The organism is Streptomyces sp. NPDC087845, assembly GCF_044742755.1.
Taxonomy (GTDB): Bacteria; Actinomycetota; Actinomycetes; order Streptomycetales; family Streptomycetaceae; genus Streptomyces.
Map to the genome: position 1 here is coordinate 100828 of NZ_JBIUVC010000005.1, position 26070 is coordinate 126897.

Here is a 26070-nt window from a genome sequence, read left to right on the forward strand (position 1 = left end):
CAAGGACTGTCCCGCAATCCCTGGTGGATCGGCGTGCGGCGTCGGATGCGGTGCGTCGCACGGCGGAGGGACACCCGAGTACTGGATGTACTCGGGCGTTCCGACAACGCGGCAAGCCCCGTAGCTGCCGTCGCACGTCCGCCAGGGACAACGGGACAGCCTTTAGCTGCCCAGCAGCTCGCCGTGGACGATCCGCACCCCGCGGGCCCAGTCCGCGGCCCGCATCGGCTTCTTGCCCTGCGGCTGCACCCAGAGCAGCTCGACGGCGTGGGATCCGGTGCCCACGTACACATTGTTCTTGGCCGCCGACAGTTCGCCGGGGGCCAGGTCGGCGCGGTCCAGTACGGGCACCGCCTGGATCAGCTTCAGCCGTTCCCCGCGAAACAGCGTCCAGGCCCCCGGAGCGGGTGTGCAGCCGCGCACCACCCGGTCGACCCGCAGAGCGGGGGCGGACCACTGCACCTGGGCGTCCTCGACGGTGATCTTCGGTGCGAGGGTGACGCCGTCGGCGGGCTGCGGCACGGCGTGCAGCGTGCCGCCCTCGATGCCGTCCATGGTCGCGACCAGCAGCCCCGCGCCGGCGAACGCCAGCCGGGTGAGCAGGTCGCCGCTGGTGTCGGTGGGCCGCACCTCTTCGGTGAGGACGCCGTACACCGGGCCGGAGTCGAGTCCCTCCTCGATCAGGAAGGTCGACGCACCGGTCACCTCGTCCCCGGCCATGACCGCGTGCTGCACGGGAGCCGCGCCACGCCAGGCGGGCAGCAGCGAGAAGTGGAGGTTGACCCAGCCGCGGGCGGGTACGTCGAGCGCGGTCTTGGGCAGCAGTGCCCCGTAGGCGACGACCGGACAGCAGTCCGGGGCGATCTCCCGCAGCCGCGCCAGGAAGTCCTCGTCGCGCGGGCGGGCGGGCTTGAGAACCTTGATCCCGGCCTCCTCCGCACGCTCGGCGACGGGGCTGGCGACCAGGCGGCGGCCCCGCCCGGCGGGGGCGTCGGGCCGGGTGACGACGGCGGCCACCTCGTGCCGGCCGGAGGCGATCAGGGCGTCCAGGGCGGGTACGGCTACCTCGGGGGTGCCTGCGAAGACGAGCTTCATGGGTGGCTGACTGCCTCTCAGGCCGAAACGTACGGTGACGAGCAACGCACAAGTCTATGGGCCGGGCGCCCGGGGGGCGTACGCATCACTGCGCGCCCCTTGGATATGCGCACGCGCCCCTCCAGCGTGACCAGATCCACGGCTGACGCGTTGGTCAAGAGAGATTGACCGAAGCGAGCCGCCACGGTGCGGCCCGATCCCTTTCAACGCCGGTTCGAGAGGCTTCTTCATGGCCGACCACGCAACCCACGACGCCCAAGCGAGGGCCAGCCTGCATCTGCTGGTGCGGGACATCGAGCGGGTCCGGCGGCAGGTGGACGCACTGCGCACGCTCACCGCCCAACTCGGCAACGTCTACCGTCCGCGCCGCTCCGGCCCGTCCACGGGCTTCGTCGTCTACGGCAGGGCCCCGGCCCCCACGGTCAGGCTGGCCCAGGAGCTGCGCGACAGCGTCGAGACCCTGGTCACCGCGGCGGTGGACTTCGACCGCTCGCTGGGCTTCTCCTGGGACGCGGTGGGCTCCGCGCTCGGGGTCACCAAACAGGCGGTGCACCGCCGCTACGGCGCCCGCCGCAACGCCCGGCAGCCGGGGCCGGCCGACACCGCCGCGGAGACCGCGGTGCCGCGCCCCCTGCCCATGGCGCCCGGCTCCACCGGCGCGCCGACGCTGCCCGCCGTACCCGCCGCGCGCTCCATGCCCCCGCAGCCGTTGGCGGACCGCCCGTCACTGCGCGAGGATCTGCGCCCCGGCGCCTTCCCCGGCCCACGCAACGGCTGACCCCCTCATCCGTCCCTGCCCCGCCGCGCCCGACGCACGGCGGGGCAGCCGCATCGAGGGCGGTGCGGCCGCCTGGTGGCCACCGGCCGCACCGCGTCCGGCCCCGCGCCATGCGCCCGTCCACGCGTCGTCACCCGATGTCCGGCGGGTCCACCCTGATCCGGACCTGCTCGCCGCTCCCCCGGGACATCCGCGCCGCCTGCGCCGCCTTCAGCGCGGCCGCGAGTGCCGCCCCGCTCCCCGGAGGCACCCTGAGCAGCACCCGCTCCCACGACTCCCCCGGCGGCGCGTCCCCGGGCCTGCGAGGTCTGCCGGACTCGGTGCCCGGCACCGGGACCGGGCCGAGCACCTCGGCCTGCGGCGGCAGTTCGGCCGCCGCGAGAAACGCGGCGAGCGCCTCCGGCGAACCGGTTACCGAGGCCATCCGGGAGACCGGCGGAAAGCCGAGCTCGGCCCGCTCCGCCAGCTCGCGGCGGGCGTGTCCGACCGGATCCCAGCGCACCAGGGCCTGCACCGCCCGCAGGGTCGGCTCGGCGACGACCACCACTGTGCCGCCCTCCGGCCGGCCCCGTACCAGCGAGGCCGCGGCCGTCCAGCGGCGCAGCGCCTCCTCGCCGGCCCGCAGGTCGGGGCGGCCGACCATCGCCCACCCGTCGAGCAGCAGCGCCGCCGCGTAGCCGCCCTCGGCGACGGGTTCGGCGCCCGGGGTACTGACGACCAGCGCCGGCACGTCCGGCACCGAGTCCAGGATGTGGTCGCGGCCGGACGTCCGTACCGGCACGGCGGGGAACGCCCGGCCCAGCTCCTCCGCGGTGCGGCGGGCGCCGACGATCTGGGCCCGCAACCGGTTGGAGCCGCAGGCGACGCAGTGCCAGGCGGTCTCGGCCCGTCCGCACCAGGCGCAGTCGAGATCCCGTTGGTCCGGCGCCTGAAGCGGCCCGGCGCAGTGCCGGCACCGAGCGGGTTCACGGCAGCGCTCGCAGGCCAGCCGGGGCGCGTATCCGCGGCGCGGCACCTGGACGAGGACGGGGCCGCTGCGCAGCCCGTCCCGTACGGTCTGCCAGGCCAGACTGGGCAGCCGGGCCGTCCGCGCGGCCCCGTCCCGCGCCAGCTCCCCGTCGCCGACGGTACGCACCAGGGGCGCCGCCGTCCGCAGCTGCTCCCGGTCCGCGCGCAGCGGCAGCGCCCAGCCGCTCTCCACCAGCTGGGCGGCCTCCACCGTGCAGTTCGTACCGCCGAGCAGGAACGCGCACCGGCCGTGCGCGGCCCGTAGTTCGAGTACCTCGCGCACGTGCGGGAAGGGGGCGTTGTCGTCGCTGTGACTGGAGTCCCCGTCGTCCCAGACGGCGACCAGTCCGAGGTCGGTGACGGGCGCGAACATCGCGGCCCGCGTTCCGACGACCGCCCGCACGGAGCCCCGCCGCACGGCGAGCCACTCCCGGTACCGCTTCTCCGGCCCGGAGTCGGCGGTCAGCAGTGCGTGGCGCCCCCGGCCGAGCAGTGCGGTCAGCGCGGCATCGACCCGCCCCGCTCCCCGGCCGTCGGGCACGACGACGAGTGCGCCGCGCCCGGAGGCGAGGGTCGCGGCCATGGCCCTGGCGATCTCCTCGGGCCAGTGCGGGCCGGGCAGCGCCGTCCAGACGGCGCGGGGCGCACCGCCCTCGGCCAGGGCCCGCAGGAACGCGGGCCCCTGTGCGTATCTCTCCCAGCTGCCCGCCGACGGGGCGGGCGGTGGGGGCAGCGGCTCGGGCGAGGGCTTGGCCTCGGCCCGTCCGTTCCTGGGGGGCACGGCGAGTTGCAGCACATCGGCGAGACTGCCCGCGTAGCGGTCCGCGACGGCCCGCGAGAGGGCGAGCAGCTCCGGTCCCAGCACCGGTTCGGGCGATACGACGTAGGCGAGCGCGGCGAGGGCACCCGTGTAGTCCGATTCGGCGCGCCGCTCGACGAGGAACCCGTCGATCAGCCCGCCGCCCTCGCGCCGGCCGCCGCGGACATTGCGTGCCCCGGCCCCGAATCGCACCCGCACCCGCACGCCGGGCTGTGCGTCGGCGTCGAGCTCCTCGGGGACGGCATAGTCGAAGTACTGGTCGAGATGGAGCACGCCCTTGTTGACCAGCACCCGGGCGACGGGCAGCTCCTCGGCGAGTGCGGCGCCGCGCCACGTCCGCGGCTTCGCCCGCGGCACCTTGGCCTTCCGTACCGTCTCCCGAATCAGCGCAAGCTGCTCCGGGGCCCCGCTCCCGGGGTCCTCGGACCGCTCGTTGTCGCTGCTCACAGCCAAATTCCTACCAGACACCACTGACAGCGGCCCCGGCGCGAACGCACCGGCGGCCGCACGCGCCGGGGCCCGGACACCGCGTGCGGCGTCCGGGCCCCGGCGTACAGACGAAGAGCAGCAGGCTTACGACACCCGGGGCGTCACAGCCCGGCCGCGGTACGCAGCGCGTCCACGCGGTCCGTGCGCTCCCAGGTGAAGTCGGGCAGCTCGCGGCCGAAGTGGCCGTACGCCGCGGTCTGGGCGTAGATCGGGCGCAGCAGGTCGAGGTCGCGGATGATCGCGGCCGGGCGGAGGTCGAAGACCTCGCCGATGGCGTGCTCGATCTTCTCGGTCTCGACCGCGGCGGTGCCGAACGTCTCGACGAACAGACCGACGGGCTCGGCCTTGCCGATCGCGTACGCGACCTGCACCTCGCAACGGGCGGCGAGGCCCGCGGCGACGACGTTCTTGGCGACCCAGCGCATGGCGTACGCGGCGGAGCGGTCGACCTTCGACGGGTCCTTGCCCGAGAAGGCGCCGCCGCCGTGGCGGGCCATGCCGCCGTAGGTGTCGATGATGATCTTGCGACCGGTCAGACCGGCGTCGCCCATCGGGCCGCCGATCTCGAAGCGCCCGGTCGGGTTGACCAGCAGCCGGTAGCCGTCGGTGTCCAGCTTGATGCCGTCCTCGACCAGCTGCGCGAGCACGTGCTCGACGACGAACTCGCGGATGTCGGGCGCGAGCAGCGAGTCGAGGTCGATGTCGCTGGCGTGCTGAGAGGAGACGACGACCGTGTCGAGACGGACGGCCTTGTCGCCGTCGTACTCGATGGTGACCTGCGTCTTGCCGTCCGGGCGCAGGTACGGGATGGTCCCGTTCTTGCGGACCTCGGAGAGCCGGCGCGAGAGCCGGTGCGCGAGGTGGATCGGGAGCGGCATGAGCTCGGGCGTCTCGTCGCAGGCATAGCCGAACATCAGGCCCTGGTCGCCGGCGCCCTGCTTGTCGAGGTCGTCCCCTTCTTCACCTGCGGCGGAACCCTCGACCCGCTTCTCGTACGCGGTGTCGACGCCCTGCGCGATGTCGGGCGACTGCGCACCGATGGACACCGAGACACCGCAGGAGGCGCCGTCGAAGCCCTTCTTGGAGGAGTCGTAGCCGATTTCGAGAACCTTGTTGCGTACGAGGGTCGGGATGTCGGCGTAGGCCTTGGTCGTGACCTCACCCGCAACATGCACCAGACCGGTGGTGATCAAGGTCTCGACGGCGACGCGGGACCGGGGGTCCTCACGGAGCAGTGCGTCGAGGATGGTGTCGCTGATCTGGTCAGCGATCTTGTCGGGGTGGCCCTCGGTGACGGATTCCGAGGTGAAGAGACGGCGGGACACATCGCTCCCTGGGGTTGCAGCGGCTGCTGGCTGATCATTTGGCGGACGGCCGGGAGCTGCGCCCGACACCGTCCGCAGGTCAGTTTATCGGTCGCTTTCGTTCGGCGGACAGCGTGTCTCGCCCTTTGGGAGTTCTGTGACCTGTCGCACGGCCCTCAGCTGTACGGAAATCGCCGGTCGAGAAAGCCATTTACGCCCATATTTCAAGGGATTCGGCCGCTACGAAGACAAGAAACGAGAATTTCACGCGAGTCGCGACGACACGAGATCCCAGACCGTGTCGGCGAGCGCCTCCTTGGGGCCGTGAGGCACCGGGGTCTCACCGCCGTCGGCCGCGAGCACCACCGCTTCGTTCTCCTCGGAGCCGAAGGTCCTGCGCTCCCCCACCTCGTTGACGACGAGGAGATCACAGCCCTTGCGGCGGAGCTTCTCGCGGCCGTTGGCCAGGACGTTGTCGGTCTCGGCGGCGAATCCGACGACGATCTGGCCCGGCCGGGCGCGTTCACCGGCGACCTCGGCGAGGATGTCGGGATTGCGGACGAGCTCGACGGGCGCGGGCTCCTGGCCGTCCTTCTTCTTGATCTTTCCCGTCGCGTACGCGGCGGGCCGGAAGTCGGCGACCGCCGCCGCCATCACGACCACGTCGGCGTCCGCGGCGGCCTTGAGCACCGCCTCGCGCAGCTGTACGGCGGTCCCTGCGTGCAGGACGTCGGCGCCGGCCGGGTCGGGCAGGGCGGTGTTGGCCTCGATGAGGGTGACCCGCGCGCCGCGGGCGACCGCGGTGCGGGCCAGGGCGTAGCCCTGCTTGCCGGAGGAGCGGTTCCCGAGGTAGCGCACCGGGTCGAGCGGCTCGCGCGTACCGCCCGCGCTGATCACGACGTGGCGGCCGGCCAGGTCGGCCTCGGCGGGCCCGCGGGCCAGCACCCGGCGGCAGACCTCGAAGATCTCCCCGGGGTCGGGCAGCCGGCCCTTGCCGGTGTCGACGCCGGTGAGCCGGCCGACGGCGGGCTCGATGACGACGGCGCCGCGGCGGCGCAGCGTGGCGACGTTCTCCCGGGTGGCGGGGTGCTCCCACATCTCGGTGTGCATGGCGGGCGCGAAGACGACCGGACAGCGGGCGGTCAGGAGCGTGTTGGTGAGCAGGTCGTCGGCGAGACCGTGGGCGGCCCTGGCGAGCAGGTCGGCGGTGGCGGGAGCGACGACGACCAGGTCGGCGCCCTGTCCGATCCTGACGTGCGGCACCTCGTGGACGTCGTTCCAGACCTCCGTGGAGACCGGGTGCCCCGAGAGCGCCGACCAGGTGGCCGCCCCCACGAAGTGCAGCGCCGACCCGGTCGGGACGACGCGCACGTCGTGACCGGACTCGGTCAGCCTGCGCAGCAGCTCGCACGCCTTGTACGCGGCGATGCCCCCGCTGACCCCCAGAACGACCTTCGGCTTGTCCACTGCTTCTCCCCGCACTCGGATACGAACACCCCCATGCTGCCTCACCGCGCCCGGTCCGATGCCGTCGCCCCGGACACACCACAGGCCCGGCTGCCGCGGCCGCCGGGCCTGTGGTGAAGGTGCTGCTCCTGCTTACTGCGCGGGGCCCTCGATGGCCTCGGAGGTGAGCAGGCCCGCGTTGATCTCGCGGAGCGCGATCGAGAGCGGCTTCTCGTGCACGTGGGTGTCGACGAGCGGACCGACGTACTCCAGGAGACCCTCGCCGAGCTGCGAGTAGTACGCGTTGATCTGGCGCGCGCGCTTGGCGGCGTAGATCACGAGGCTGTACTTCGAGTCGGTGGCCTCGAGGAGCTCATCAATCGGCGGGTTGATGATGCCCTCGGGCGTGGTGATGGAAGAGGACACTCTCTGCCTTCCGAAGGGGGTAAAGGTCAAAGAAATCTTTGACAGTGCGGAGTTCCGTGGTGCGTGCGCGTCGGCCGCGTCACTCGCCGCCGGCACGGTGGCCGGAAGCCTCCAGCATCAAGGCTAGCAGCTCACGGGCCACGTCCTCGACGGAGGTGTTGACCAGTGTCGCATCGAACTCGGACTCGGCGGCCAGTTCGATCCTGGCGGCGGCGAGGCGGCGCTCGATCACCTCGGCGGACTCGGTCCCGCGGCCGGTGAGCCGGCGGACCAGTTCCTCCCAGCTCGGCGGGGCCAGGAAGACGAGCCGGGCGTCCGGCATCGACTGCCGGACCAGGCGGGCGCCCTGGAGGTCGATCTCCAGCAGCACCGGCTCGCCCGCCTCCAGGCGGTCGAGCACGGCGCGGCGCGGCGTGCCGTACCGGTTGCCGGCGAACTCGGCCCACTCCAGCAGTTCGCCGTTGGCGATCAGCTTGTCGAACTCGTCGTTGTCCACGAAGAAGTAGTGGACACCGTTGCGCTCACCGGGACGCGGCTTGCGGGTCGTCGCCGACACCGAGAGCCATACCTCGGGGTGGGCCTTGCGCATATGAGCGACGACCGTGCTCTTGCCGACCCCCGAGGGGCCGGAGAGCACGGTCAGCCGCGGACGTACGTCCGGGGGTACGGGGGACGTCCCCCGGGATGTTGCAGCCATGGAGCGATTATCCAGGTTCTCAGGAGTGCCTGAGAACGTCAGGCGGCCTTGTCGCCGAACTCGCGCTCCAGGGATGCGATCTGGTTGGAGCCGAGACCCCGGACCCGGCGGCTCTCGGAGATGCCGAGCCGCTCCATGATCTGCTTGGCGCGGACCTTGCCCACGCCCGGCAGGGACTCCAGGAGGGCGGAGACCTTCATCTTTCCGATGACGTCGTTCTCCTGGCCCTGCTTGATGACCTCGTGGAGGGAGGCGCCGGAGTGCTTGAGTCGATTCTTGACCTCGGCCCGCTCCCGGCGAGCCGCGGCGGCCTTTTCGAGCGCGGCTGCGCGCTGTTCAGGGGTAAGGGGCGGAAGAGCCACGCCTACGTCACCTCGGATGTCGATCTGTCGGATACGGACCGGTGAGGAAGCTGGACGCCCCACACCAGGTGAGCGACGGACAGCTTGTGTACGTCGGCTCTCGACGGAGACTAGCGGCCAAGGCCGCCCGAGTCAGCGAGAACCAACGAAAAGTCCTGGTCAGCCTCAGCCGACCAGGACATTTCAGGCATAACAACCGAGATTTTTGGTCAGGATTCAGTCAACGCCCCGTTACATGGCATGGTCATGTACCTGCGACGGCCGTCCGGACCTCGTCCGCGAGCCGCTCGGCTGCCGCGCGCAGCCCCGCCACGTCCGGTCCCCGGCTCAGCACGCCGCGGCTCACACTGGGCACCACATTGCCCACGGCTTCGCCGAAGACACCGGGCAGATCGGCGGGCGTCGCGCCCTGGGCACCGATCCCGGGGGCGAGCAGCGGGCCGTTGATGGCGAGATTCACACCCGCGTCCTTGAGCGTGGCACCGACCACCGCGCCGACGGAGCCGAGCGGAGTCGCCCCCTCGTTCTCGGCGGCCATGTGGTCGAGCATCAGCTGGGCCAGTGAGCGGCCGTCGGCGGCGGTGGCGCGCTGCACCTGAGCCCCCTCCGGGTTGGAGGTCAGGGCGAGCACGAAGACGCCCGCACCGGAGAGGACCGCCGCGTCGAGCGCCGGACGCAGCGACCCGAAGCCGAGGTACGGCGAGACGGTGACCGCGTCCGAGAACAGCGGCGAGCCCTCTTCCAGATAGGTCGCCGCGTAGGCGCCCATGGTGGAGCCGATGTCACCGCGCTTGGCGTCCATCAGGACGAGTGCGCCGGCTGCCCGCGCCTCTTCGACGGCCTTCTCCAGCACGGCGATGCCGCGCGAGCCGAAGCGCTCGAAGAACGCGGACTGCGGCTTGAGCACCGCGACCCGGTCCCCCAGGGCCTCGACGACGGTGCGCGTGAACCGCTCCAGACCCGCGACGTCGTCGTTCAGGCCCCAGGCGGTGAGGAGCGAGGCATGCGGGTCGATGCCGACGCAGAGCGGCCCGCGGGTGTCCATGGCCCGGCGCAGGCGTGCGCCGAACGGTTCCGGGATCATGCGGTGGCCTTCCTGGTTTCTGCGCCGACGGCCTCGGCGAGGGTGGCGTACGGGGAGGCGGCCAGGCGCGCGGCCAGGCCCTTGTGGATCGCCCGTGCGTAGAACGGGCCCTCGTAGATGAAGGCGCTGTAGCCCTGGACGAGCGTGGCCCCGGCGAGAATGCGCTGCCAGGCGTCCTCGGCGTTCTCGATGCCCCCGACACCGACCAGGGTGATCCGGTCGCCCACCCGCGCGTACAGGCGGCCGAGGACCTCCAGGGAGCGTGCCTTGAGGGGCGCGCCGGACAGCCCGCCGGTCTCCTCGACCAGGGACGGCGAGGACTTCAGGCCGAGGCCGTCCCGGGCGATGGTGGTGTTGGTGGCGATGATGCCGTCCAGCCCCAGCTCGACCGCGAGATCGGCGACCGCGTCGACGTCCTCGTCCGCGAGGTCCGGGGCGATCTTGACGAGCAGGGGGACCCGCCGGCCGGTGACGGACCGGTCGGCTGCCTCGCGCACGGCGCCGAGCAGCGGCCGGAGCGCCTCGGTGGCCTGGAGGTTGCGCAGGCCGGGCGTGTTGGGCGAGGAGACGTTCACGACGAGGTAGTCGGCGTGGCGGGCGAGCCGTTCGGTCGACTTCACGTAGTCGCCGACCGCTTCGGCCTCCGGCACCACCTTGGTCTTGCCGATGTTGACGCCGACCGTGGTCCTGAAGACCGGCCTGCGGGCGGCCAGGCGCTCGGCCACGGCCGCGGAGCCCTCGTTGTTGAAGCCCATGCGGTTGATCAGCGCGCGGTCCGCCACGAGGCGGAAGAGGCGCTTCTTGGGGTTTCCGGGCTGCGGCTCGCCGGTGACCGTACCGATCTCGATGTGGTCGAAGCCGAGCATCGACATGCCGTCGATCGCGACGGCGTTCTTGTCGAAGCCGGCCGCGAGGCCGAAGGGGCCGTGCATCCGCAGGCCGAAGGCCTCGGTGCGCAGCTCCTTGTGGCGGGGGGCGAGCACGGCGGCGACGAAGGTGCGCAGCACGGGGATGCGGGCCGCGAGGCGGATCCAGCCGAAGGCCAGGTGGTGCGCCTGCTCCGGGTCCATCCGCCGGAAGACCAGCTGGAAGAAGAATGCGTACATCGGGGGTGTCCTCACAGAGAGGGGGACACCGTTTCCGGTGTCCCCCTGCCGGTCTGCTAGTCGCGGGCCGCGGTCAGACGTTCCGCGTGTTCCTGGAGGGAGCGGACGCCGACGCCTCCGTGGGTGAGCGCGTCGATGCCCTGCACGGCGGCGGCGAGCGCCTGGACCGTCGTCAGGCACGGCACGGACCGGGCCACGGCGGCGGTGCGGATCTCGTAGCCGTCGAGGCGGCCGCCGGTGCCGTACGGCGTGTTGACGATCAGGTCGACCTCGCCGGCGTGGATCAGCTGGACGATGGTCCTCTCGCCCTGCGGGCCCACGCCTTCGGACTGCTTGCGCACGATCGTGGCGTTGATGCCGTTGCGCTTGAGGACCTCGGCGGTGCCGGAGGTGGCGAGCAGCTCGAAGCCGTGGGCGACGAGTTCACGCGCCGGGAAGATCATCGAGCGCTTGTCGCGGTTGGCGACCGAGATGAACGCGCGGCCCTTGGTGGGCAGCGGGCCGTAGGCGCCGGCCTGCGACTTGGCGTACGCCGTGCCGAAGACCGAGTCGATGCCCATGACCTCACCGGTGGAGCGCATCTCCGGGCCGAGGACGGTGTCGACGCCGCGGCCGTGGATGTCGCGGAAGCGCGACCACGGCATGACGGCCTCCTTGACGGAGATCGGCGCGTCGAGCGGCAGGGTGCCGCCGTCGCCGTTCGCCGGGAGCAGTCCCTCCGCGCGCAGCTCGGCGATGGTCGCCCCCAGCGAGATGCGGGCGGCGGCCTTGGCGAGCGGGACCGCCGTCGCCTTCGAGGTGAAGGGGACGGTGCGCGAGGCGCGGGGGTTGGCCTCCAGGACGTACAGGATGTCCCCGGAGAGCGCGAACTGGATGTTGATCAGTCCGCGGACGCCGACGCCCTTGGCGATGCCCTCGGTGGAGGCGCGCAGCCGCTTGATGTCGTAGCCGCCGAGCGTGATCGGGGGCAGTGCGCAGGCGGAGTCGCCGGAGTGGATGCCGGCCTCCTCGATGTGCTCCATGACGCCGCCGAGGTAGAGCTCGGTGCCGTCGTAGAGCGCGTCGACGTCGATCTCGATCGCGTCGTCGAGGAAGCGGTCGACCAGGACCGGCCGGGTGGGGCTGATCTCGGTGGACTCGGCGATGTACGAGGAGAGCCGCGCCTCGTCGTACACGATCTCCATGCCGCGGCCGCCGAGCACGTACGACGGGCGCACGAGGACGGGGTAGCCGATCTCGTCGGCGATGGCCTTGGCCTCGTCGAACGTGGTGGCGGTGCCGTGCTTCGGGGCCGGCAGCCCGGCCTCGGCCAGGACGCGGCCGAAGGCGCCCCGGTCCTCGGCGGCGTGGATCGCCTCCGGGGACGTGCCGACGACCGGCACGCCGTTGTCCTTGAGCGCCTGCGACAGACCCAGCGGGGTCTGGCCGCCGAGCTGGACGACGACACCGGCGACCGGGCCCGCGAGGGTCTCCGCGTGCACGATCTCCAGCACGTCCTCCAGCGTCAGCGGCTCGAAGTACAGGCGGTCGGAGGTGTCGTAGTCGGTGGAGACGGTCTCCGGGTTGCAGTTGACCATCACGGTCTCGTAGCCCGCGTCGCTCAGCGCGAAGGAGGCGTGGACGCAGGAGTAGTCGAACTCGATGCCCTGGCCGATGCGGTTGGGGCCGGAGCCGAGGATGATCACCGCGGGCTTGGTGCGGGATGCGACCTCGTTCTCCTCGTCGTAACTGGAGTAGAAGTACGGCGTCTTCGCGGCGAACTCGGCGGCGCAGGTGTCGACGGTCTTGTAGACGGGGCGGATGCCCAGCGCGTGCCGCACCTCGCGTACGACGTCCTCGCGCAGACCGCGGATCTCGGCGATCTGGGCGTCGGAGAAGCCGTGCCGCTTGGCCTCGGCGAGCAGCTCGGGGCCGAGCTTGTCGACGGCGGCCAGCTCGTCGGCGATCTCCTTGATCAGGAAGAGCTGGTCGACGAACCAGGGGTCGATCTTCGTGGCGTCGAAGACCTCCTCCTGGGTGGCACCGGCCCGGATCGCCTGCATGACGGTGTTGATCCGGCCGTCGGTCGGGCGGACCGCCTCGGCCAGCAGCTCGGCCTTGTCGCCGGTCTCACCGGTGAAGGAGAACTGCGAGCCCTTCTTCTCCAGGGAGCGCAGCGCCTTCTGGAGCGCCTCGGTGAAGTTCCGGCCGATCGCCATGGCCTCGCCCACGGACTTCATGGTGGTGGTGAGGGTGGAGTCGGCGGAGGGGAACTTCTCGAAGGCGAACCGCGGGGCCTTGACGACGACGTAGTCGAGGGTCGGCTCGAAGGAGGCCGGGGTCTTCTCGGTGATGTCGTTCGGGATCTCGTCGAGCGTGTAGCCGACGGCCAGCTTGGCGGCGATCTTGGCGATCGGGAAGCCGGTGGCCTTCGAGGCGAGCGCCGAGGAGCGGGAGACGCGCGGGTTCATCTCGATCACGATGACCCGGCCGTCGGCCGGATCGACGGCGAACTGGATGTTGCAGCCGCCGGTGTCGACGCCGACCTCGCGGATGATCGCGATGCCGATGTCGCGCAGCCGCTGGTACTCGCGGTCGGTGAGCGTCATCGCCGGGGCGACGGTGATCGAGTCGCCCGTGTGGACGCCCATCGGGTCGAAGTTCTCGATGGAGCAGACGACCACGACGTTGTCGTTCTTGTCCCGCATCAGCTCCAGCTCGTACTCCTTCCAGCCGAGGATGGACTCCTCCAGGAGCACCTCGGTGGTCGGGGAGAGCGTGAGGCCCTGGCCGGCGATGCGGCGCAGCTCGTCCTCGTCGTGCGCGAAGCCGGAGCCGGCGCCGCCCATGGTGAAGGAGGGGCGGACGACGACGGGGTAGCCGCCGAGCGTCTCGACGCCCGCGAGGACGTCGTCCATGGAGTGGCAGATGACCGAGCGGGCGGACTCGCCGTGGCCGATCTTGGCGTTGACGGCCTCGACGACGCCCTTGAAGAGGTCGCGGTCCTCGCCCTTGTTGATGGCTTCGACGTTGGCGCCGATGAGCTCGACGCCGTACTTCTCCAGGACACCGTTCTCGTGCATGGAGATCGCGGTGTTGAGCGCGGTCTGGCCGCCCAGCGTGGGCAGGAGCGCGTCGGGGCGCTCCTTGGCGATGATCTTCTCGACGAACTCGGGGGTGATCGGCTCGACGTAGGTGGCGTCGGCGATCTCCGGGTCGGTCATGATCGTCGCCGGGTTGGAGTTGACCAGGATGACGCGCAGGCCCTCGGCCTTGAGGACGCGGCAGGCCTGGGTGCCGGAGTAGTCGAACTCGGCGGCCTGCCCGATGACGATCGGGCCGGAGCCGATGACCAGGACGGACTGGATGTCGGAGCGCTTAGGCACGCTGGCCCTCCATCAGGGAGACGAAGCGGTCGAAGAGGTACGCGGCGTCGTGCGGGCCGGCGGCTGCTTCGGGGTGGTACTGGACGCTGAAGGCCGGCCGGTCGAGGAGCTGGAGCCCCTCGACGACCTGGTCGTTCAGGCAGACGTGGGAGACCTCGGCGCGGCCGAACTCCGTGTCGGACACCGTGTCGAGCGGGGCGTCGACGGCGAAGCCGTGGTTGTGCGCGGTGACCTCGACCTTGCCGGTCGTGCGGTCCTGCACGGGCTGGTTGATGCCGCGGTGGCCGTACTTCAGCTTGTAGGTGCCGAAGCCGAGGGCGCGGCCCAGGATCTGGTTGCCGAAGCAGATGCCGAAGAGCGGGGTCTTCCGCTCCAGGACGCCCCGCATCACGGAGACCGGGTGGTCGGCGGTGGCCGGGTCACCGGGGCCGTTGGAGAAGAAGACGCCGTCGGGCTCGACCGCGTACACCTCCTCCAGCGTGGCAGTGGCGGGCAGTACGTGCACCTCGATGCCGCGCTCGGCCATCCGGTGCGGGGTCATCCCCTTGATGCCGAGGTCGATCGCGGCGACGGTGAACTTCTTCGTGCCGATCGCGGGGACGACGTACGTCTCCTTGGTGGCGACCTCGGCGGAGAGGTCGGCGCCCACCATCTCGGGGGCCTGCTGGACACGGGCCAGCAGCGCGGCCTCGTCGGCGACGGCGTCGCCGGAGAAGATCCCGACGCGCATGGCGCCGCGCTCACGCAGGTGGCGAGTGAGGGCGCGGGTGTCGATGCCGCTGATGCCGACGACGCCCTGGCGCTCCAGCTCCTCGTCGAGCGAGCGCCGCGAGCGCCAGTTGGAGGGCACCCGGGCGGGGTCGCGGACGACGTAGCCGGAGACCCAGATCCGTCCGGACTCGGGATCCTCGTCGTTCACGCCGGTGTTGCCGACGTGCGGGGCGGTCATCACGACGACCTGGCGGTGGTACGAGGGGTCGGTCAGCGTCTCCTGGTAGCCGGTCATGCCGGTGGAGAACACCGCCTCGCCGAAGGTCTCCCCCACGGCCCCGTAGGCACGGCCGCGGAAGGCGCGGCCGTCCTCCAGGACGAGTACGGCGGGAGCTTTGGCGGCTCCCCGGGTGGAGATCGTCATCGTGCGGTGCCTTCCGTAGTGCTGGTGAGATGGTTGATGGCCTCGACCCAGGCCGGGTGCTCGGCCGAGCGGTCGGAGCGGAATCCGGAGTCGATCAGCTTGTCGCCGTGCGCCCAGGTGATGATCAGCAGGCCGCCCTCGGGGAGGACCTTGCCGGCGATGCCCTTGTCGAGCCTGGCCTCGCGCAGTGCGGCGGCCGGGACGAAGAAGTCGGCCGCCCCGGGTCGTACGACGTCGAGTCCCTGGTCGGTCAGGGTGAGCTCGACGCGGCTGCGGGTGCCGAGGCCGTGGGCGACGATCCGGTCGAGCCACTGCCCGGCGGTCGTCGAGGCGTGGTAGCGGCCGGTCAGCGTCAGCAGCTTCTCGCCGTCCGCGAAGCCCTCCGGAGTGGAGCCGAGTTCCGGCAGACCGGACTGGAGGCTTCCCCGCCATTTCCATCCCTGGCGCATCAGCCAGTAGACGAAGGCGATGAGGACGATCAGTCCGATGACCCAGCTGATGCGAGCGGACCAGTCGGTCACTTCGGCCGACTTCTGCTCGGCGGCGAGCTGGAGGTGCAGGGGGGTCAGTGATGTCACGCGAGCTTCCCGTCGACGACCGTGGCACGGCCCCGCAGGAAGGTGTGGGTGACTCGCCCCGGCAGCTCGCGGCCCTCGTACGGAGTGTTGCGGCTGCGGGAGGCGAAGCCCGCGGGGTCCACGACACCACGGTAAGCCGGATCGACCAGGGTGAGGTTGGCGGGCTCACCGGCCGAGACGGGCCGGCCGTGCCCGTCGAGGCGGCCGATGGCGGCCGGGCGGAACGACATCCGGTCGGCGACGCCCGCCCAGTCGATGAGGCCGGTGTCGACCATCGTCTGCTGGACGACGGAGAGCGCGGTCTCCAGGCCCACCATGCCCATGGCGGCTGCGGCCCACTCGCAGTCCTTGTCCTCGTGCGGGTGCGGGGCGTGGTCGGTGGCGACGCAGTCGATGGTGCCGTCGGCGAGCGCCTCGCGCAGGGCCATGACGTCGGCCTCGGTGCGCAGCGGCGGGTTCACCTTGTAGACGGGGTCGTAGGACCGTACGAGCTCGTCGGTGAGGAGCAGGTGGTGCGGGGTGACCTCGGCGGTGACGTTCCAGCCCTTGGACTTGGCCCAGCGGACGATCTCCACGGAGCCGGCGGTCGACAGGTGGCAGATGTGCACCCGGGAGCCGACGTGGGCGGCGAGGAGGACGTCGCGGGCGATGATCGACTCCTCGGCGACGGCGGGCCAGCCGCCGAGGCCGAGTTCCGCGGAGACGACGCCCTCGTTCATCTGGGCGCCCTCGGTGAGGCGGGGCTCCTGGGCGTGCTGGGCGACGACACCGTCGAAGGCCTTCACGTACTCCAGTGCGCGGCGCATGATCACCGCGTCGTCGACGCACTTGCCGTCGTCGGAGAAGACCTTCACTCCGGCGGCCGAATCGTGCATGGCGCCGAGCTCGGCGAGCTTCTTGCCCTCCAGGCCGACGGTGACGGCGCCGATCGGCTGCACGTCGCAGTAGCCGGATTCCCGGCCCAGCCGCCAGACCTGCTCGACGACACCGGCGGTGTCGGCGACGGGGAAGGTGTTGGCCATGGCGTGCACGGCCGTGAAGCCTCCGACGGCCGCTGCCTTCGTCCCGGTGAGGACGGTCTCGGAGTCCTCGCGGCCGGGCTCGCGCAGGTGGGTGTGGAGGTCGACCAGGCCGGGCAGCAGGATCCGGCCCTCGGCCTCGACGACGCTCGCGTCGCCGGCCTCGATGCCGGTGCCGACCGCTGCGACGGTCTCGCCGTCGATCAGGACGTCCTGGGGTTCGCCGCCGAGGATCTTCGCGCCGCGGATAAGGATCTTGCTCATGGTTACTTGTTCTCCTCGGTACGGGAGGGGGCGGTGGCGGGCGACGGGTGGGCCGGGGCGGCGGGCTCGGAGCCGCCCAGCAGCAGGTACAGGACGGCCATGCGGATCGAGACGCCGTTGGCGACCTGCTCGACGGCCGTGCACCGGTCGGAGTCGGCGACCTCGGCGGTGATCTCCATGCCGCGGACCATCGGGCCGGGGTGCATGACGATGGCGTGCTCGGGCATCTTCGCCATCCGGTCGCCGTCCAGGCCGTAGCGGCGGGAGTACTCGCGCTCGGTCGGGAAGTACGCGGCGTTCATCCGTTCGCGCTGTACACGGAGCATCATCACCGCGTCGGACTTCGGCAGCACCTGGTCGAGGCCGTAGCTGACGTCGCACGGCCACTGCTCGACGCCGACGGGGACGAGGGTCGGCGGGGCCACCAGGGTGACGTGGGCGCCGAGCGTGTGCAGCAGGTGGACGTTGGAGCGGGCCACACGGCTGTGCAGGATGTCGCCGACGATGGTGATCCGGCGGCCTTCGAGATCGCGGCCGAGGCCGCTGTCGGCCCCGACGAGGCGACGGCGCACGGTGAAGGCGTCCAGGAGGGCCTGGGTGGGGTGCTCGTGGGTGCCGTCACCGGCGTTGACGACGGCGCCGTCGATCCAGCCTGAGGTCGCGAGGCGGTACGGGGCACCGGAGGCGCCGTGCCGGATGACGACGGCGTCGGCGCCCATCGCCTCCAGGGTCAGCGCGGTGTCCTTGAGCGACTCGCCCTTGGAGACGGACGAGCCCTTCGCGGAGAAGTTGATGACATCGGCGGAGAGGCGCTTGGCGGCGGCCTCGAAGGAGATGCGGGTACGCGTCGAGTCCTCGAAGAAGAGGTTGACGACGGTACGGCCGCGCAGGGTGGGGAGCTTCTTGATCGGCCGGTCCGCGACCCGTGCCATCTCCTCGGCGGTGTCGAGGATCAGGACGGCGTCGTCGCGGGTGAGATCGGCGGCCGAGATGAGGTGACGCTTCATCTGGGTGTTCTCCGGGGGCTGGAGGATTCAGGCATGCGGGCGCACGGAGGCAGCCGTACGGGCCAGGGGTGCGCCGTACGGGTGAAGTGCGGTTACTGTGCGCCCGCGGGAGCGGTCTGCTCGACACCGAGCAGCACAGCGTCGCGGCCGTCCTCCTCGGCGAGCTGGACCTTGACCGTCTCCCGCAGCGACGTGGGGAGGTTCTTGCCGACGTAGTCGGCACGGATCGGGAGTTCGCGGTGACCGCGGTCGACGAGGACGGCGAGCTGCACCGCGCGGGGCCTGCCGATGTCGCCCAGCGCGTCGAGCGCGGCGCGGATCGTACGGCCCGAGAAGAGGACGTCGTCGACGAGGACGACCAGGCGGCCCTCGATGCCCTCGCCGGGGATGTCGGTGCGGGCCAGGGCACGCGCCGGGCGCAGCCGCAGGTCGTCGCGGTACATCGTGATGTCGAGGGAGCCGACCGGCATCTTCCGGCCGGTGATCTCCTGGAGTTTCTCGGCGAGCCGGCGGGCGAGGAAGACGCCCCGCGTCGGGATGCCGAGAAGTACCACGTCGTCGGCGCCCTTGGCGCGTTCGACGATCTCGTGGGCGATTCGGGTCAGTACCCGGGCGATGTCGGGAGCCTCGAGAACGGGGCGTGCCGCGTTGCCAGTGGCTTCATGCTGTGCGTCCATAAGAAACGGACCTCCTTCTCCGCCTCACTGGACGGACCTTAAAGGACGTCGAAATTGCGTCATCCACGTTACCAGGGCTTGTGCCGGGCCCCGGTCGCACCCCCGGGAGGTGCCGGTGCGGACCGTTCGGCTTGACGCATCCAAGTAACGCTGCGTAACCTCACAGTGAGTTACCAGCCACGCGGCGGAGCCGCAAAATGTTCCAGCGTCCGGGGAGCCTTATGTCCAGCGAATACGCAAAACAGCTCGGGGCCAAGCTCCGTGCCATCCGCACCCAGCAGGGCCTCTCCCTCCACGGCGTGGAGGAGAAGTCGCAGGGCCGCTGGAAGGCCGTCGTGGTCGGTTCGTACGAGCGCGGCGACCGTGCCGTGACCGTGCAGCGCCTCGCCGAGCTCGCGGACTTCTACGGGGTCCCGGTGCAGGAGCTCCTGCCCGGTACGACGCCCGGCGGGGCCGCCGAGCCGCCGCCGAAGCTCGTACTGGACCTGGAGCGCCTCGCCCACGTCCCGCCGGAGAAGGCCGGACCGCTGCAGCGCTACGCCGCGACGATCCAGAGCCAGCGCGGTGACTACAACGGCAAGGTGCTCTCGATCCGCCAGGACGACCTGCGCACGCTGGCCGTGATCTACGACCAGTCGCCGTCCGTGCTCACGGAACAGCTGATCAGCTGGGGCGTGCTGGACGCGGACGCGCGCCGCGCCGTCGCCCACGACGAGGGCTGAGGCCCCTTCGCAGAAACGTGCCGCCGTGTTGACGCGGGCCCCTCTCCGGGGCCCGGTCGGCACGGCGTTCTCGTTGTGCGGCAGCCGGACGCCCGGCATCGGGGCGCGGACGTGCCGAAGGGCCCACGGTCGTCCGACCGTGGGCCCTTCGTCGGCTGAACGCCGCCGGAGGCTACTGCTCCCGGCGAAGGTTCGGCTTGAGGTCCTTGAACCGGGCCAGCAGCCCGTTCACGAAGGACGGGGAGTCGTCGGTGGAGAACTCCTTGGCGAGCTGGACCGCCTCGTCGATCACCACCGCGTCCGGGGTGCCGTCCACCCAGATCAGCTCGTACGCACCGAGCCGCAGGATGTTCCGGTCGACGACCGGCATGCGGTCGATCTCCCAGTCCACGGCGTAGGTCACGATGAGGTCGTCGATCCGGTCCGCGTACTGCGCGTACCCCTCGACGAGCTCCATCGTGTACTCGGTGACCGGCGGCTGGCGGTTGTCGGCCCGCGAGTGCCGCACCCAGTCCGCGAGGACCGTCTGCACGGACTCACCGCGCTGGTCGGCCTCGAAGAGGATCTGGAAGGCGCGCTTGCGGGCCTTGTTCCGGGCAGCCACGGTTAGCTGTTCACCCGGCCGAGGTAGTCGCCCGTGCGGGTGTCGACCTTGATCTTCTCACCCGTGGTGATGAAGAGCGGAACGCCGATCTCGTAGTCGGTCTCCAGCGTGGCGGGCTTGGTGCCACCGGTGGAGCGGTCGCCCTGGACGCCCGGGTCGGTGTGCTTGACGGTCAGCTCGACGGCGGCGGGCAGCTCGACGTAGAGCACCTCGCCCTCGTGCTGGGCGACGGAGGCGGTGAAGCCCTCGATCAGGAAGTTGGCGGCGTTGCCGACAGCCTTGCGGTCGACCATGAGCTGGTCGTACGTGTCCATGTCCATGAAGACGAAGTACTCGCCGTCCATGTACGAGAACTGCATGTCGCGACGGTCGATGGTGGCCGTTTCGACCTTCACGCCGGCGTTGAACGTCTTGTCGACGACCTTGCCGGAGAGCACGTTCTTGAGCTTGGTGCGCACGAAGGCCGGGCCCTTGCCGGGCTTGACGTGCTGGAACTCGACGACGGACCAGAGCTGGCCTCCGTCGAGCTTGAGCACCAGGCCGTTCTTGAGGTCGTTCGTGGAAGCCACGGTTGCGGAATCTCCTGGACTGAAGCTGGTGGAACGACCGAGGATGCGCGCTAGAGCGCGAGCAGCTCCTTGGTCGTAATGGTGAGTAGCTCGGGTCCGCCGTCCGCCTCGGGGCGCACGACGAGCGTGTCATCGATCCGGACCCCGCCCCGGCCCGGGAGGTGGACCCCCGGTTCGACGGTGACCGGCACACAAGCGTCCAGTTTACCCATGGCCGCAGGTGCCAGCTGCGGGTCCTCGTCGATTTCGAGCCCCACCCCGTGCCCGGTCCATGGGGCGAGGCTCCCGCCGTGGCCCGCGGAGTCCAGGATGTGGCGGGCCGCGCGGTCCACGTCGCGGTAGGCGGCGCCCGGTACGAGGGCTTCGCGCCCGGCCCGCTGAGCGGCGAAAACCAGGTCGTAGAGCTCGATCTGCCAGTCGGCCGGCGACGTCCCGATGACGAACGTGCGGCCGATCTCGCAGCGGTAGCCGCGATAGTTGGCGCCGAGGCAGACGGAGAGGAAATCCCCCTCCTCCACCCGTCGGTCCGAGGGCCGGTGGCGGCCCTGGCCCGAGTTCGGCCCGGTGGCCACGGAGGTGGTGAAGGCGGGGCCGTCGGCGCCGTGGTCCACCAGGCGGCGCTCCAGCTCCAGGGCGAGATGCCGTTCCGTGCGGCCCACCAGGATCGATTCGAGGAGTTCCCCCAGGGCCTGGTCGGTGATCTCTGCGGCGATCCGCAGACAGGCGATCTCCTCCTCGTCCTTGACCACCCGGAGCTGCTCGACGGTGGCACCGAGGTCGGCGAGCCGGAGCCGCGGGGCGACCGAGCCCATGGCCCGGTGGCGGGAGACCGTCAGATGGTGCTCCTCGACGGCCAGGGACTCCGCACCCGAGGAACCGGCCAGGTCCGCGGCCGCGACCGCCGGATCACCGTCGCCGTCCGCCAGCGGGGACACCCGCAGCTGATCGTCCGTGCGCCCGTCGGAGGGATCGTCGGGCGGGTCGCGGGGGCAGAGCAGCACGTCCCCACCCGGGCCGAGCAGCAGCACGGCACCCGGAGGCGCTCCGCCCGCGAGATAGCGGACGTTGGCGGGGCGGGAGACCAGCGCGGCCGCGGATCCGACGGCGGCGCACCGGTCGCGGAGCAGCCCGCGGCGGACGGCGTACACGTCTGACATGCCACGAGCCTACGAGCGGTGGCGCGGGCCTGCTCGGTCAGCGCATCCGACCGGGGGCCGCGGCCCGCCCGTCACCGGACCGGGAATCACCGCTCGGTGGTCGTTCACCAGGCCGGTGGACTGGCTATGGAGCGGGCGAGTATGTCGTCCAGGACGCGGGCGGTGGTCTGCACGTCGTACGTCGAGTTGTCGATGATCGGCAGTCCGGAGCCGTACCACCCGGCCATCCGGCCGTGGATCCGGGCGACCTCCTCGTCCGACAGGCGGCGGTTCCCGCTGCGGGCGGCATTGCGCTCCAGCACGATCTCCAGGCCGGGCAGCAGGACGACGGGCAGCAGTCCGGGGCCCACATGGCGCTTCCAGCCGCCGAGACCGACGACCGGCCGGTCCGGGAAGACGGCGTCGTCCAGGATGCAGGAGATGCCGTTGGCGAGGAAGTTGCGGGCGGCGAAGCCGCAGGTGCGGCGGGCGAGGCGGTACTGGGCCTCGGAGTGGTCGTTCCACCCGGCCTGGGGGTCGGCGAAGCCGGAGCAGACCCATTCACGGACGTCGTCGAGGCTGACGTGGGCCGTGGGGACCCGGCGGCGGCTGGCCCAGAGCTTGGCCACGGTGGTCTTGCCGGCGCCCGCGGGCCCGATCAGCAGAACGGCGAGGGTCGCGCTGCCGGTGCCGGACTCGGCGGGTGGCGACGGTAGCGGAACGGGTCCGCCGGGCGGCAGCTGGATGTGCCCGGTGGTCTCCCTGGAGCGCGGTGCCGGGGCGTGCTGCGGCACGGGTCCACTCCAGCCCGGGGGCGTCGGGGGCGTGGGAGGGGTGCTGGGCGGCGGCCCCGGCGGTCCGGGGAGCTGGGCCTGGTGCGTCCAGCCGACAGGTCCGCTTCCGGGGCCTTGGGGCGGCGGCAGCGGGGCCCCCACTGCGTGCTGCATCCGGTGCCACTCCGTCTCGTACAGGCAACTGGCGCTGGTGGAACGGCAACCGTACCGTCCCCGGCCGCCACGGGGGGAACGGCCGGGGACGGTCCACAGTGCCCGGTCGGCCAGGTCGGCCGTCCGGTGTGCCGGTCCGTCAGCCGGTCGTCTCGTCCGCGAGGGCACGCAGGGCGAGGCGGTAGGAGCCGATGCCGAACCCGGCGACGGTCCCGGTGGCGACCGGTGCGACCACGGAGTTGTGGCGGAATTCCTCCCGTGCGTACGGGTTCGAGATGTGCACCTCGATCAGCGGGGCGGTGCGCTGGGCCGCCGCGTCCCGCATTCCGTACGAATAATGGGTGAAGGCGCCCGGGTTGAGAACGACCGGAATTGAACCGTCCGCGGCCTCGTGGAGCCAGCGGATCAGCTCGCCCTCGTCGTTGGTCTCCCGGACCTCGACGTCGAAGCCGAGCTCCTTGCCGAGGGCCTGACAGGTCTCGACGAGTCCGGCGTAGGACGTGGCGCCGTACACATCCGGCTCGCGGGAGCCGAGCCGGCCGAGGTTCGGCCCGTTGAGGACGAGGACCCGGCGGGTCACGCCGACACCTCCCCGTAGGCGGCGAGCAGCACGGCCGGGTCGGGGCCCTCCAGCACGGTGGGCTTGCCGAGGCCGTCCAGGACGATGAAGCGCAGCAGGTCGCCGCGGGACTTCTTGTCGACCTTCATGTTCTCCAGCAGCTTGGGCCACTGGTCGCCGCGGTAGGTGAGCGGGAGTCCGACGGACTCCAGGACGGCGCGGTGCCGGTCGGCGGTGGCGTCGTCGAGGCGTCCGGCCAGCCGGCCCAGCTCGGCGGCGAAGACCATGCCGACCGAGACGGCCGCGCCGTGCCGCCACTTGTAGCGCTCGTTCTTCTCGATCGCGTGGGCCAGGGTGTGGCCGTAGTTGAGGATCTCGCGCAGCCCGGATTCCTTGAGGTCGCTGGAGACGACCTCGGCCTTGACCCGGATGGCGCGCTCGATCAGCTCGGCGGTGTGGGGCCCGGTGGGCGTCCGGGCTCCGTCCGGGTCCGCCTCGATGAGGTCGAGGATCACGGGGTCGGCGATGAAGCCGGCCTTGATGATCTCGGCCATGCCGCTGACGTAGTCGTGCACCGGCAGCGAGTCCAGCGCGGCGAGGTCGCACAGGACCCCGGCGGGCGGGTGGAAGGCGCCGACGAGGTTCTTGCCCTCGGCGGTGTTGATGCCGGTCTTGCCGCCGACGGCCGCGTCGACCATGGCGAGCACGGTCGTGGGCACGGCGATCCAGCGCACTCCGCGCAGCCAGGTCGCCGCGACGAATCCGGCGACATCGGTGGTGGCTCCGCCGCCGACGCCGATGATGACGTCGGTGCGGGTGAAGCCGGTCTGTCCGAGCGCCTTCCAGCAGTAGGCGGCGACCTCGACGGTCTTGGCCTCCTCGGCGTTCGGCAGCTGGATCGCGATGGCCTCGTAGCCCTGCTCGGCGAGGTCCTGGCGGACCGCCTCACCGGTCTCGGCGAGCGCCTCGGGGTGCAGGACGGCGACCCGCTTGGCGCGGTCGCCGATGAGCGTGGGCAGCTCGCCGAGGAGCTGTCGGCCGATCAGCACCTCGTACGGGTCGGTGCCCGCGCTGCCGGCGATCTGGATACGGGTAGGGCCCTGCTCGGTCATGTGTTCTCCCGGCCGGGGGTGACGGGGGCGTCCGTGCGTTCCGGCAGTTCCAGTGCGTCGAGGACCGCCTGGGCGACCTCTTCGGGGGTGCGCTCGTCGGTGGCGACGGTCACCCGGGCCACCTCGGTGTACAGGTGGCGGCGCGCGTCCATCAGCTCGCGCCACTGCCGGCGCGGGTTGACGGCGAGCAGGGGGCGGGCGGTGTTCAGGCCGACCCGCTTGACGGCCTCCTCGACATCCATCGAGAGATAGACGACGGGGCGGTCGGCGAGCAGCGCGCGGGTCGTCGCGTCGAGCACGGCGCCGCCGCCGAGGGAGAGGACACCCGTGTGCTCGGCGACGGCGGTGTGCACGGCCTGTCGCTCCAGCTCGCGGAAGTGCTCCTCGCCCTCGTCGTAGAAGATCTCCGGGATCGGCTTGCCGGCCGCGGCGACGACGTCCGCGTCGGTGTCCCGGTAGGTGGTGCCGAGCCGGTCGGCCAGCAGTTCACCGACCGTGGACTTGCCGACGCCCATCGGCCCGACGAGGACGATCAGCGGGCCGCTCATCGGATCTGCAGGTGGTCGAGGTACGACTGCACGTTGCGGCGGGTCTCCGTGACGCTGTCCCCGCCGAACTTCTCCGCGACGGCGTCGGCCAGGACCAGAGCGACCATCGCCTCGGCGACAATGCCCGCGGCCGGAACGGCACAGACATCGGAGCGCTGGTGGTGAGCCTTGGCGGGCTCACCGGTGACCACATCGACGGTGGCGAGCGCGCGCGGGACGGTCGCGATGGGCTTCATCGCGGCGCGGACCCGCAGCAGCTCGCCGGTGGTCAGACCGCCCTCCGTGCCGCCGGAGCGGCCGGATGCGCGCTTGATGCCGTCCTCGGTGACCAGGATCTCGTCGTGCGCCTTCGAGCCGGGAACCCGGGCCAGGTCGAAGCCGTCGCCGACCTCGACGCCCTTGATGGCCTGGATGCCCATCAGCGCCGCGGCGAGCCGGGCGTCGAGGCGGCGGTCCCAGTGGACGTGCGAGCCGAGGCCGACGGGCACCCCGTAGGCCAGCACCTCGACGACGCCGCCGAGGGTGTCGCCGTCCTTGTGGGCCTGGTCGATCTCGGCGATCATCTCCTTGCTCGCATCGGCGTCCAGGCAGCGCACCGGGTCGGCGTCCAGCCGCTCGACGTCGGCGGGCGTCGGGTAGACGCCGTACGGCGCCCTGGCCGTGGCCAGCTCGACGACATGGCTGACGATCTCGATGCCCGCGGTCTCCTTGAGGTACGACCGGGCGACGGCACCGAGCGCGACCCGGGCCGCGGTCTCCCGGGCGCTGGCGCGCTCCAGGATCGGCCGCGCCTCGTCGAAGCCGTACTTCTGCATCCCGGCGAGGTCGGCGTGGCCGGGACGGGGGCGGGTCAGCGGGGCGTTGCGGGCCAGCGCGGCCAGTTCGTCGGGGTCGACCGGGTCGGCCGACATGACCTGCTCCCACTTGGGCCACTCGGTGTTGCCCACCATCACGGCGACCGGCGAGCCCATGGTGAGACCGTGCCGCACTCCGCCGAGGAAGGTGACCTCGTCCTTCTCGAACTTCATCCGCGCACCGCGGCCGTAACCGAGCCGCCGCCGGGCGAGTGCGTCCGCCACCATCTCCGTGGTGATCGGGACACCGGCGGGAAGACCCTCCAGCGTCGCCACGAGTGCGGGGCCGTGCGACTCCCCCGCGGTCAGCCAGCGCAACCTGCTCAACGGTGCTCCTCTTGCTCGCGCCTGGAACTGCG

Annotated in this window: 25 protein-coding genes; 2 read left to right on the top strand and 23 right to left on the bottom strand. The window is 71.5% G+C overall.

From position 1 onward, the window contains the following. Window positions 1–162: 162 nt before the first annotated feature. On the bottom strand, window positions 163–1095 hold the full coding sequence (gene fmt, locus ACIOMQ_RS14915; protein WP_402189154.1) for a methionyl-tRNA formyltransferase: 933 nt from the start codon (window positions 1093–1095) through the stop codon (window positions 163–165). A gap of 229 nt (window positions 1096–1324) precedes the next feature. Between fmt and ACIOMQ_RS14920 the strand changes: the two genes are divergently transcribed. Next, entirely contained in the window at window positions 1325–1873 is a 549-nt protein-coding gene (locus tag ACIOMQ_RS14920; RefSeq protein WP_362205728.1) for a hypothetical protein, read from the top strand. Between the two features lie 130 nt (window positions 1874–2003). Here ACIOMQ_RS14920 and ACIOMQ_RS14925 read toward each other — a convergent pair whose 3' ends face one another. From ACIOMQ_RS14925 to pyrR, 14 genes are all read right to left on the bottom strand, one after another. Beyond that, window positions 2004–4148, bottom strand: a complete 2145-nt coding sequence (locus tag ACIOMQ_RS14925; RefSeq protein ID WP_402189156.1) for a primosomal protein N' — start codon at window positions 4146–4148, stop codon at window positions 2004–2006. A 143-nt stretch (window positions 4149–4291) separates the two neighbouring features. Continuing rightward, the gene (gene metK / locus ACIOMQ_RS14930; RefSeq protein WP_362205722.1) at window positions 4292–5515 is read right to left on the bottom strand and encodes a methionine adenosyltransferase; all 1224 of its coding nucleotides are present in this window, start codon (window positions 5513–5515) and stop codon (window positions 4292–4294) included. 243 nt (window positions 5516–5758) lie between these two features. Then, window positions 5759–6961: a bifunctional phosphopantothenoylcysteine decarboxylase/phosphopantothenate--cysteine ligase CoaBC gene (coaBC, locus tag ACIOMQ_RS14935; protein WP_402189158.1), complete on the bottom strand. Its 1203-nt coding sequence runs from the start codon at window positions 6959–6961 to the stop codon at window positions 5759–5761. 132 nt (window positions 6962–7093) lie between these two features. After that, complete coding sequence (gene rpoZ / locus ACIOMQ_RS14940; RefSeq protein WP_003970369.1) at window positions 7094–7366, bottom strand: DNA-directed RNA polymerase subunit omega; 273 nt, start codon at window positions 7364–7366, stop codon at window positions 7094–7096. A 79-nt stretch (window positions 7367–7445) separates the two neighbouring features. Further along, window positions 7446–8063 (bottom strand): guanylate kinase, encoded by a 618-nt coding sequence (gmk, locus tag ACIOMQ_RS14945; protein WP_401267210.1) that lies wholly within the window; start codon window positions 8061–8063, stop codon window positions 7446–7448. A gap of 38 nt (window positions 8064–8101) precedes the next feature. Next, complete coding sequence (locus ACIOMQ_RS14950; protein WP_362205715.1) at window positions 8102–8425, bottom strand: integration host factor; 324 nt, start codon at window positions 8423–8425, stop codon at window positions 8102–8104. A gap of 244 nt (window positions 8426–8669) precedes the next feature. Next, window positions 8670–9509, bottom strand: coding sequence for an orotidine-5'-phosphate decarboxylase (gene pyrF / locus ACIOMQ_RS14955; protein WP_362205712.1), 840 nt, complete (start codon window positions 9507–9509; stop codon window positions 8670–8672). Next, a complete protein-coding gene (locus ACIOMQ_RS14960) occupies window positions 9506–10615 on the bottom strand; it encodes a quinone-dependent dihydroorotate dehydrogenase (protein ID WP_362205709.1) in 1110 nt (369 codons plus the stop codon). The genes pyrF and ACIOMQ_RS14960 overlap by 4 nt, the downstream gene beginning before the upstream one ends. Window positions 10616–10671: 56 nt before the next feature. Continuing rightward, complete coding sequence (gene carB, locus ACIOMQ_RS14965) at window positions 10672–13980, bottom strand: carbamoyl-phosphate synthase large subunit (RefSeq protein WP_362205706.1); 3309 nt, start codon at window positions 13978–13980, stop codon at window positions 10672–10674. After that, window positions 13973–15115, bottom strand: coding sequence for a glutamine-hydrolyzing carbamoyl-phosphate synthase small subunit (gene carA / locus ACIOMQ_RS14970; RefSeq protein WP_362205703.1), 1143 nt, complete (start codon window positions 15113–15115; stop codon window positions 13973–13975). Before carA ends, carB begins: the two co-directional genes overlap by 8 nt. Then, window positions 15112–15693, bottom strand: coding sequence for a hypothetical protein (locus ACIOMQ_RS14975; RefSeq protein WP_362205700.1), 582 nt, complete (start codon window positions 15691–15693; stop codon window positions 15112–15114). Before ACIOMQ_RS14975 ends, carA begins: the two co-directional genes overlap by 4 nt. After that, on the bottom strand, window positions 15690–16976 hold the full coding sequence (locus ACIOMQ_RS14980; RefSeq protein ID WP_362205697.1) for a dihydroorotase: 1287 nt from the start codon (window positions 16974–16976) through the stop codon (window positions 15690–15692). Before ACIOMQ_RS14980 ends, ACIOMQ_RS14975 begins: the two co-directional genes overlap by 4 nt. A 2-nt stretch (window positions 16977–16978) precedes the next feature. Beyond that, window positions 16979–17983 (bottom strand): aspartate carbamoyltransferase catalytic subunit, encoded by a 1005-nt coding sequence (locus ACIOMQ_RS14985; protein WP_362205694.1) that lies wholly within the window; start codon window positions 17981–17983, stop codon window positions 16979–16981. 92 nt (window positions 17984–18075) lie between these two features. Next, on the bottom strand, window positions 18076–18660 hold the full coding sequence (gene pyrR, locus ACIOMQ_RS14990) for a bifunctional pyr operon transcriptional regulator/uracil phosphoribosyltransferase PyrR (protein ID WP_362205691.1): 585 nt from the start codon (window positions 18658–18660) through the stop codon (window positions 18076–18078). 221 nt (window positions 18661–18881) lie between these two features. On the opposite strand from pyrR, the gene bldD reads away from it, so the two are divergent. Next, window positions 18882–19382, top strand: coding sequence for a transcriptional regulator BldD (gene bldD / locus ACIOMQ_RS14995; RefSeq protein WP_014157378.1), 501 nt, complete (start codon window positions 18882–18884; stop codon window positions 19380–19382). Window positions 19383–19554: 172 nt separating this feature from the next. Here bldD and nusB read toward each other — a convergent pair whose 3' ends face one another. The 8 genes from nusB to aroC form a co-directional block, all read right to left on the bottom strand. After that, entirely contained in the window at window positions 19555–19986 is a 432-nt protein-coding gene (gene nusB, locus ACIOMQ_RS15000; RefSeq protein WP_072484538.1) for a transcription antitermination factor NusB, read from the bottom strand. Window positions 19987–19988: 2 nt separating this feature from the next. Then, window positions 19989–20555 carry an elongation factor P gene (gene efp, locus ACIOMQ_RS15005; protein WP_266363161.1) on the bottom strand — a complete coding sequence of 189 codons (567 nt, stop codon included), beginning with the start codon at window positions 20553–20555 and terminating at the stop codon, window positions 19989–19991. 50 nt (window positions 20556–20605) lie between these two features. Continuing rightward, window positions 20606–21712 (bottom strand): aminopeptidase P family protein, encoded by a 1107-nt coding sequence (locus ACIOMQ_RS15010; protein ID WP_362205687.1) that lies wholly within the window; start codon window positions 21710–21712, stop codon window positions 20606–20608. A 104-nt stretch (window positions 21713–21816) separates the two neighbouring features. Further along, on the bottom strand, window positions 21817–22638 hold the full coding sequence (locus tag ACIOMQ_RS15015; RefSeq protein ID WP_362205684.1) for a Pro-rich N-terminal domain-containing protein: 822 nt from the start codon (window positions 22636–22638) through the stop codon (window positions 21817–21819). Window positions 22639–22777: 139 nt separating this feature from the next. Next, on the bottom strand, window positions 22778–23218 hold the full coding sequence (aroQ, locus tag ACIOMQ_RS15020) for a type II 3-dehydroquinate dehydratase (RefSeq protein WP_362205681.1): 441 nt from the start codon (window positions 23216–23218) through the stop codon (window positions 22778–22780). Beyond that, window positions 23215–24309 carry a 3-dehydroquinate synthase gene (gene aroB / locus ACIOMQ_RS15025; RefSeq protein ID WP_362205678.1) on the bottom strand — a complete coding sequence of 365 codons (1095 nt, stop codon included), beginning with the start codon at window positions 24307–24309 and terminating at the stop codon, window positions 23215–23217. The genes aroQ and aroB overlap by 4 nt, the downstream gene beginning before the upstream one ends. After that, entirely contained in the window at window positions 24306–24857 is a 552-nt protein-coding gene (locus tag ACIOMQ_RS15030; RefSeq protein ID WP_402189161.1) for a shikimate kinase, read from the bottom strand. The genes aroB and ACIOMQ_RS15030 overlap by 4 nt, the downstream gene beginning before the upstream one ends. Next, window positions 24854–26038, bottom strand: coding sequence for a chorismate synthase (gene aroC / locus ACIOMQ_RS15035; RefSeq protein WP_401267223.1), 1185 nt, complete (start codon window positions 26036–26038; stop codon window positions 24854–24856). Before aroC ends, ACIOMQ_RS15030 begins: the two co-directional genes overlap by 4 nt. Between the last annotated feature and the right edge of the window lie 32 nt (window positions 26039–26070).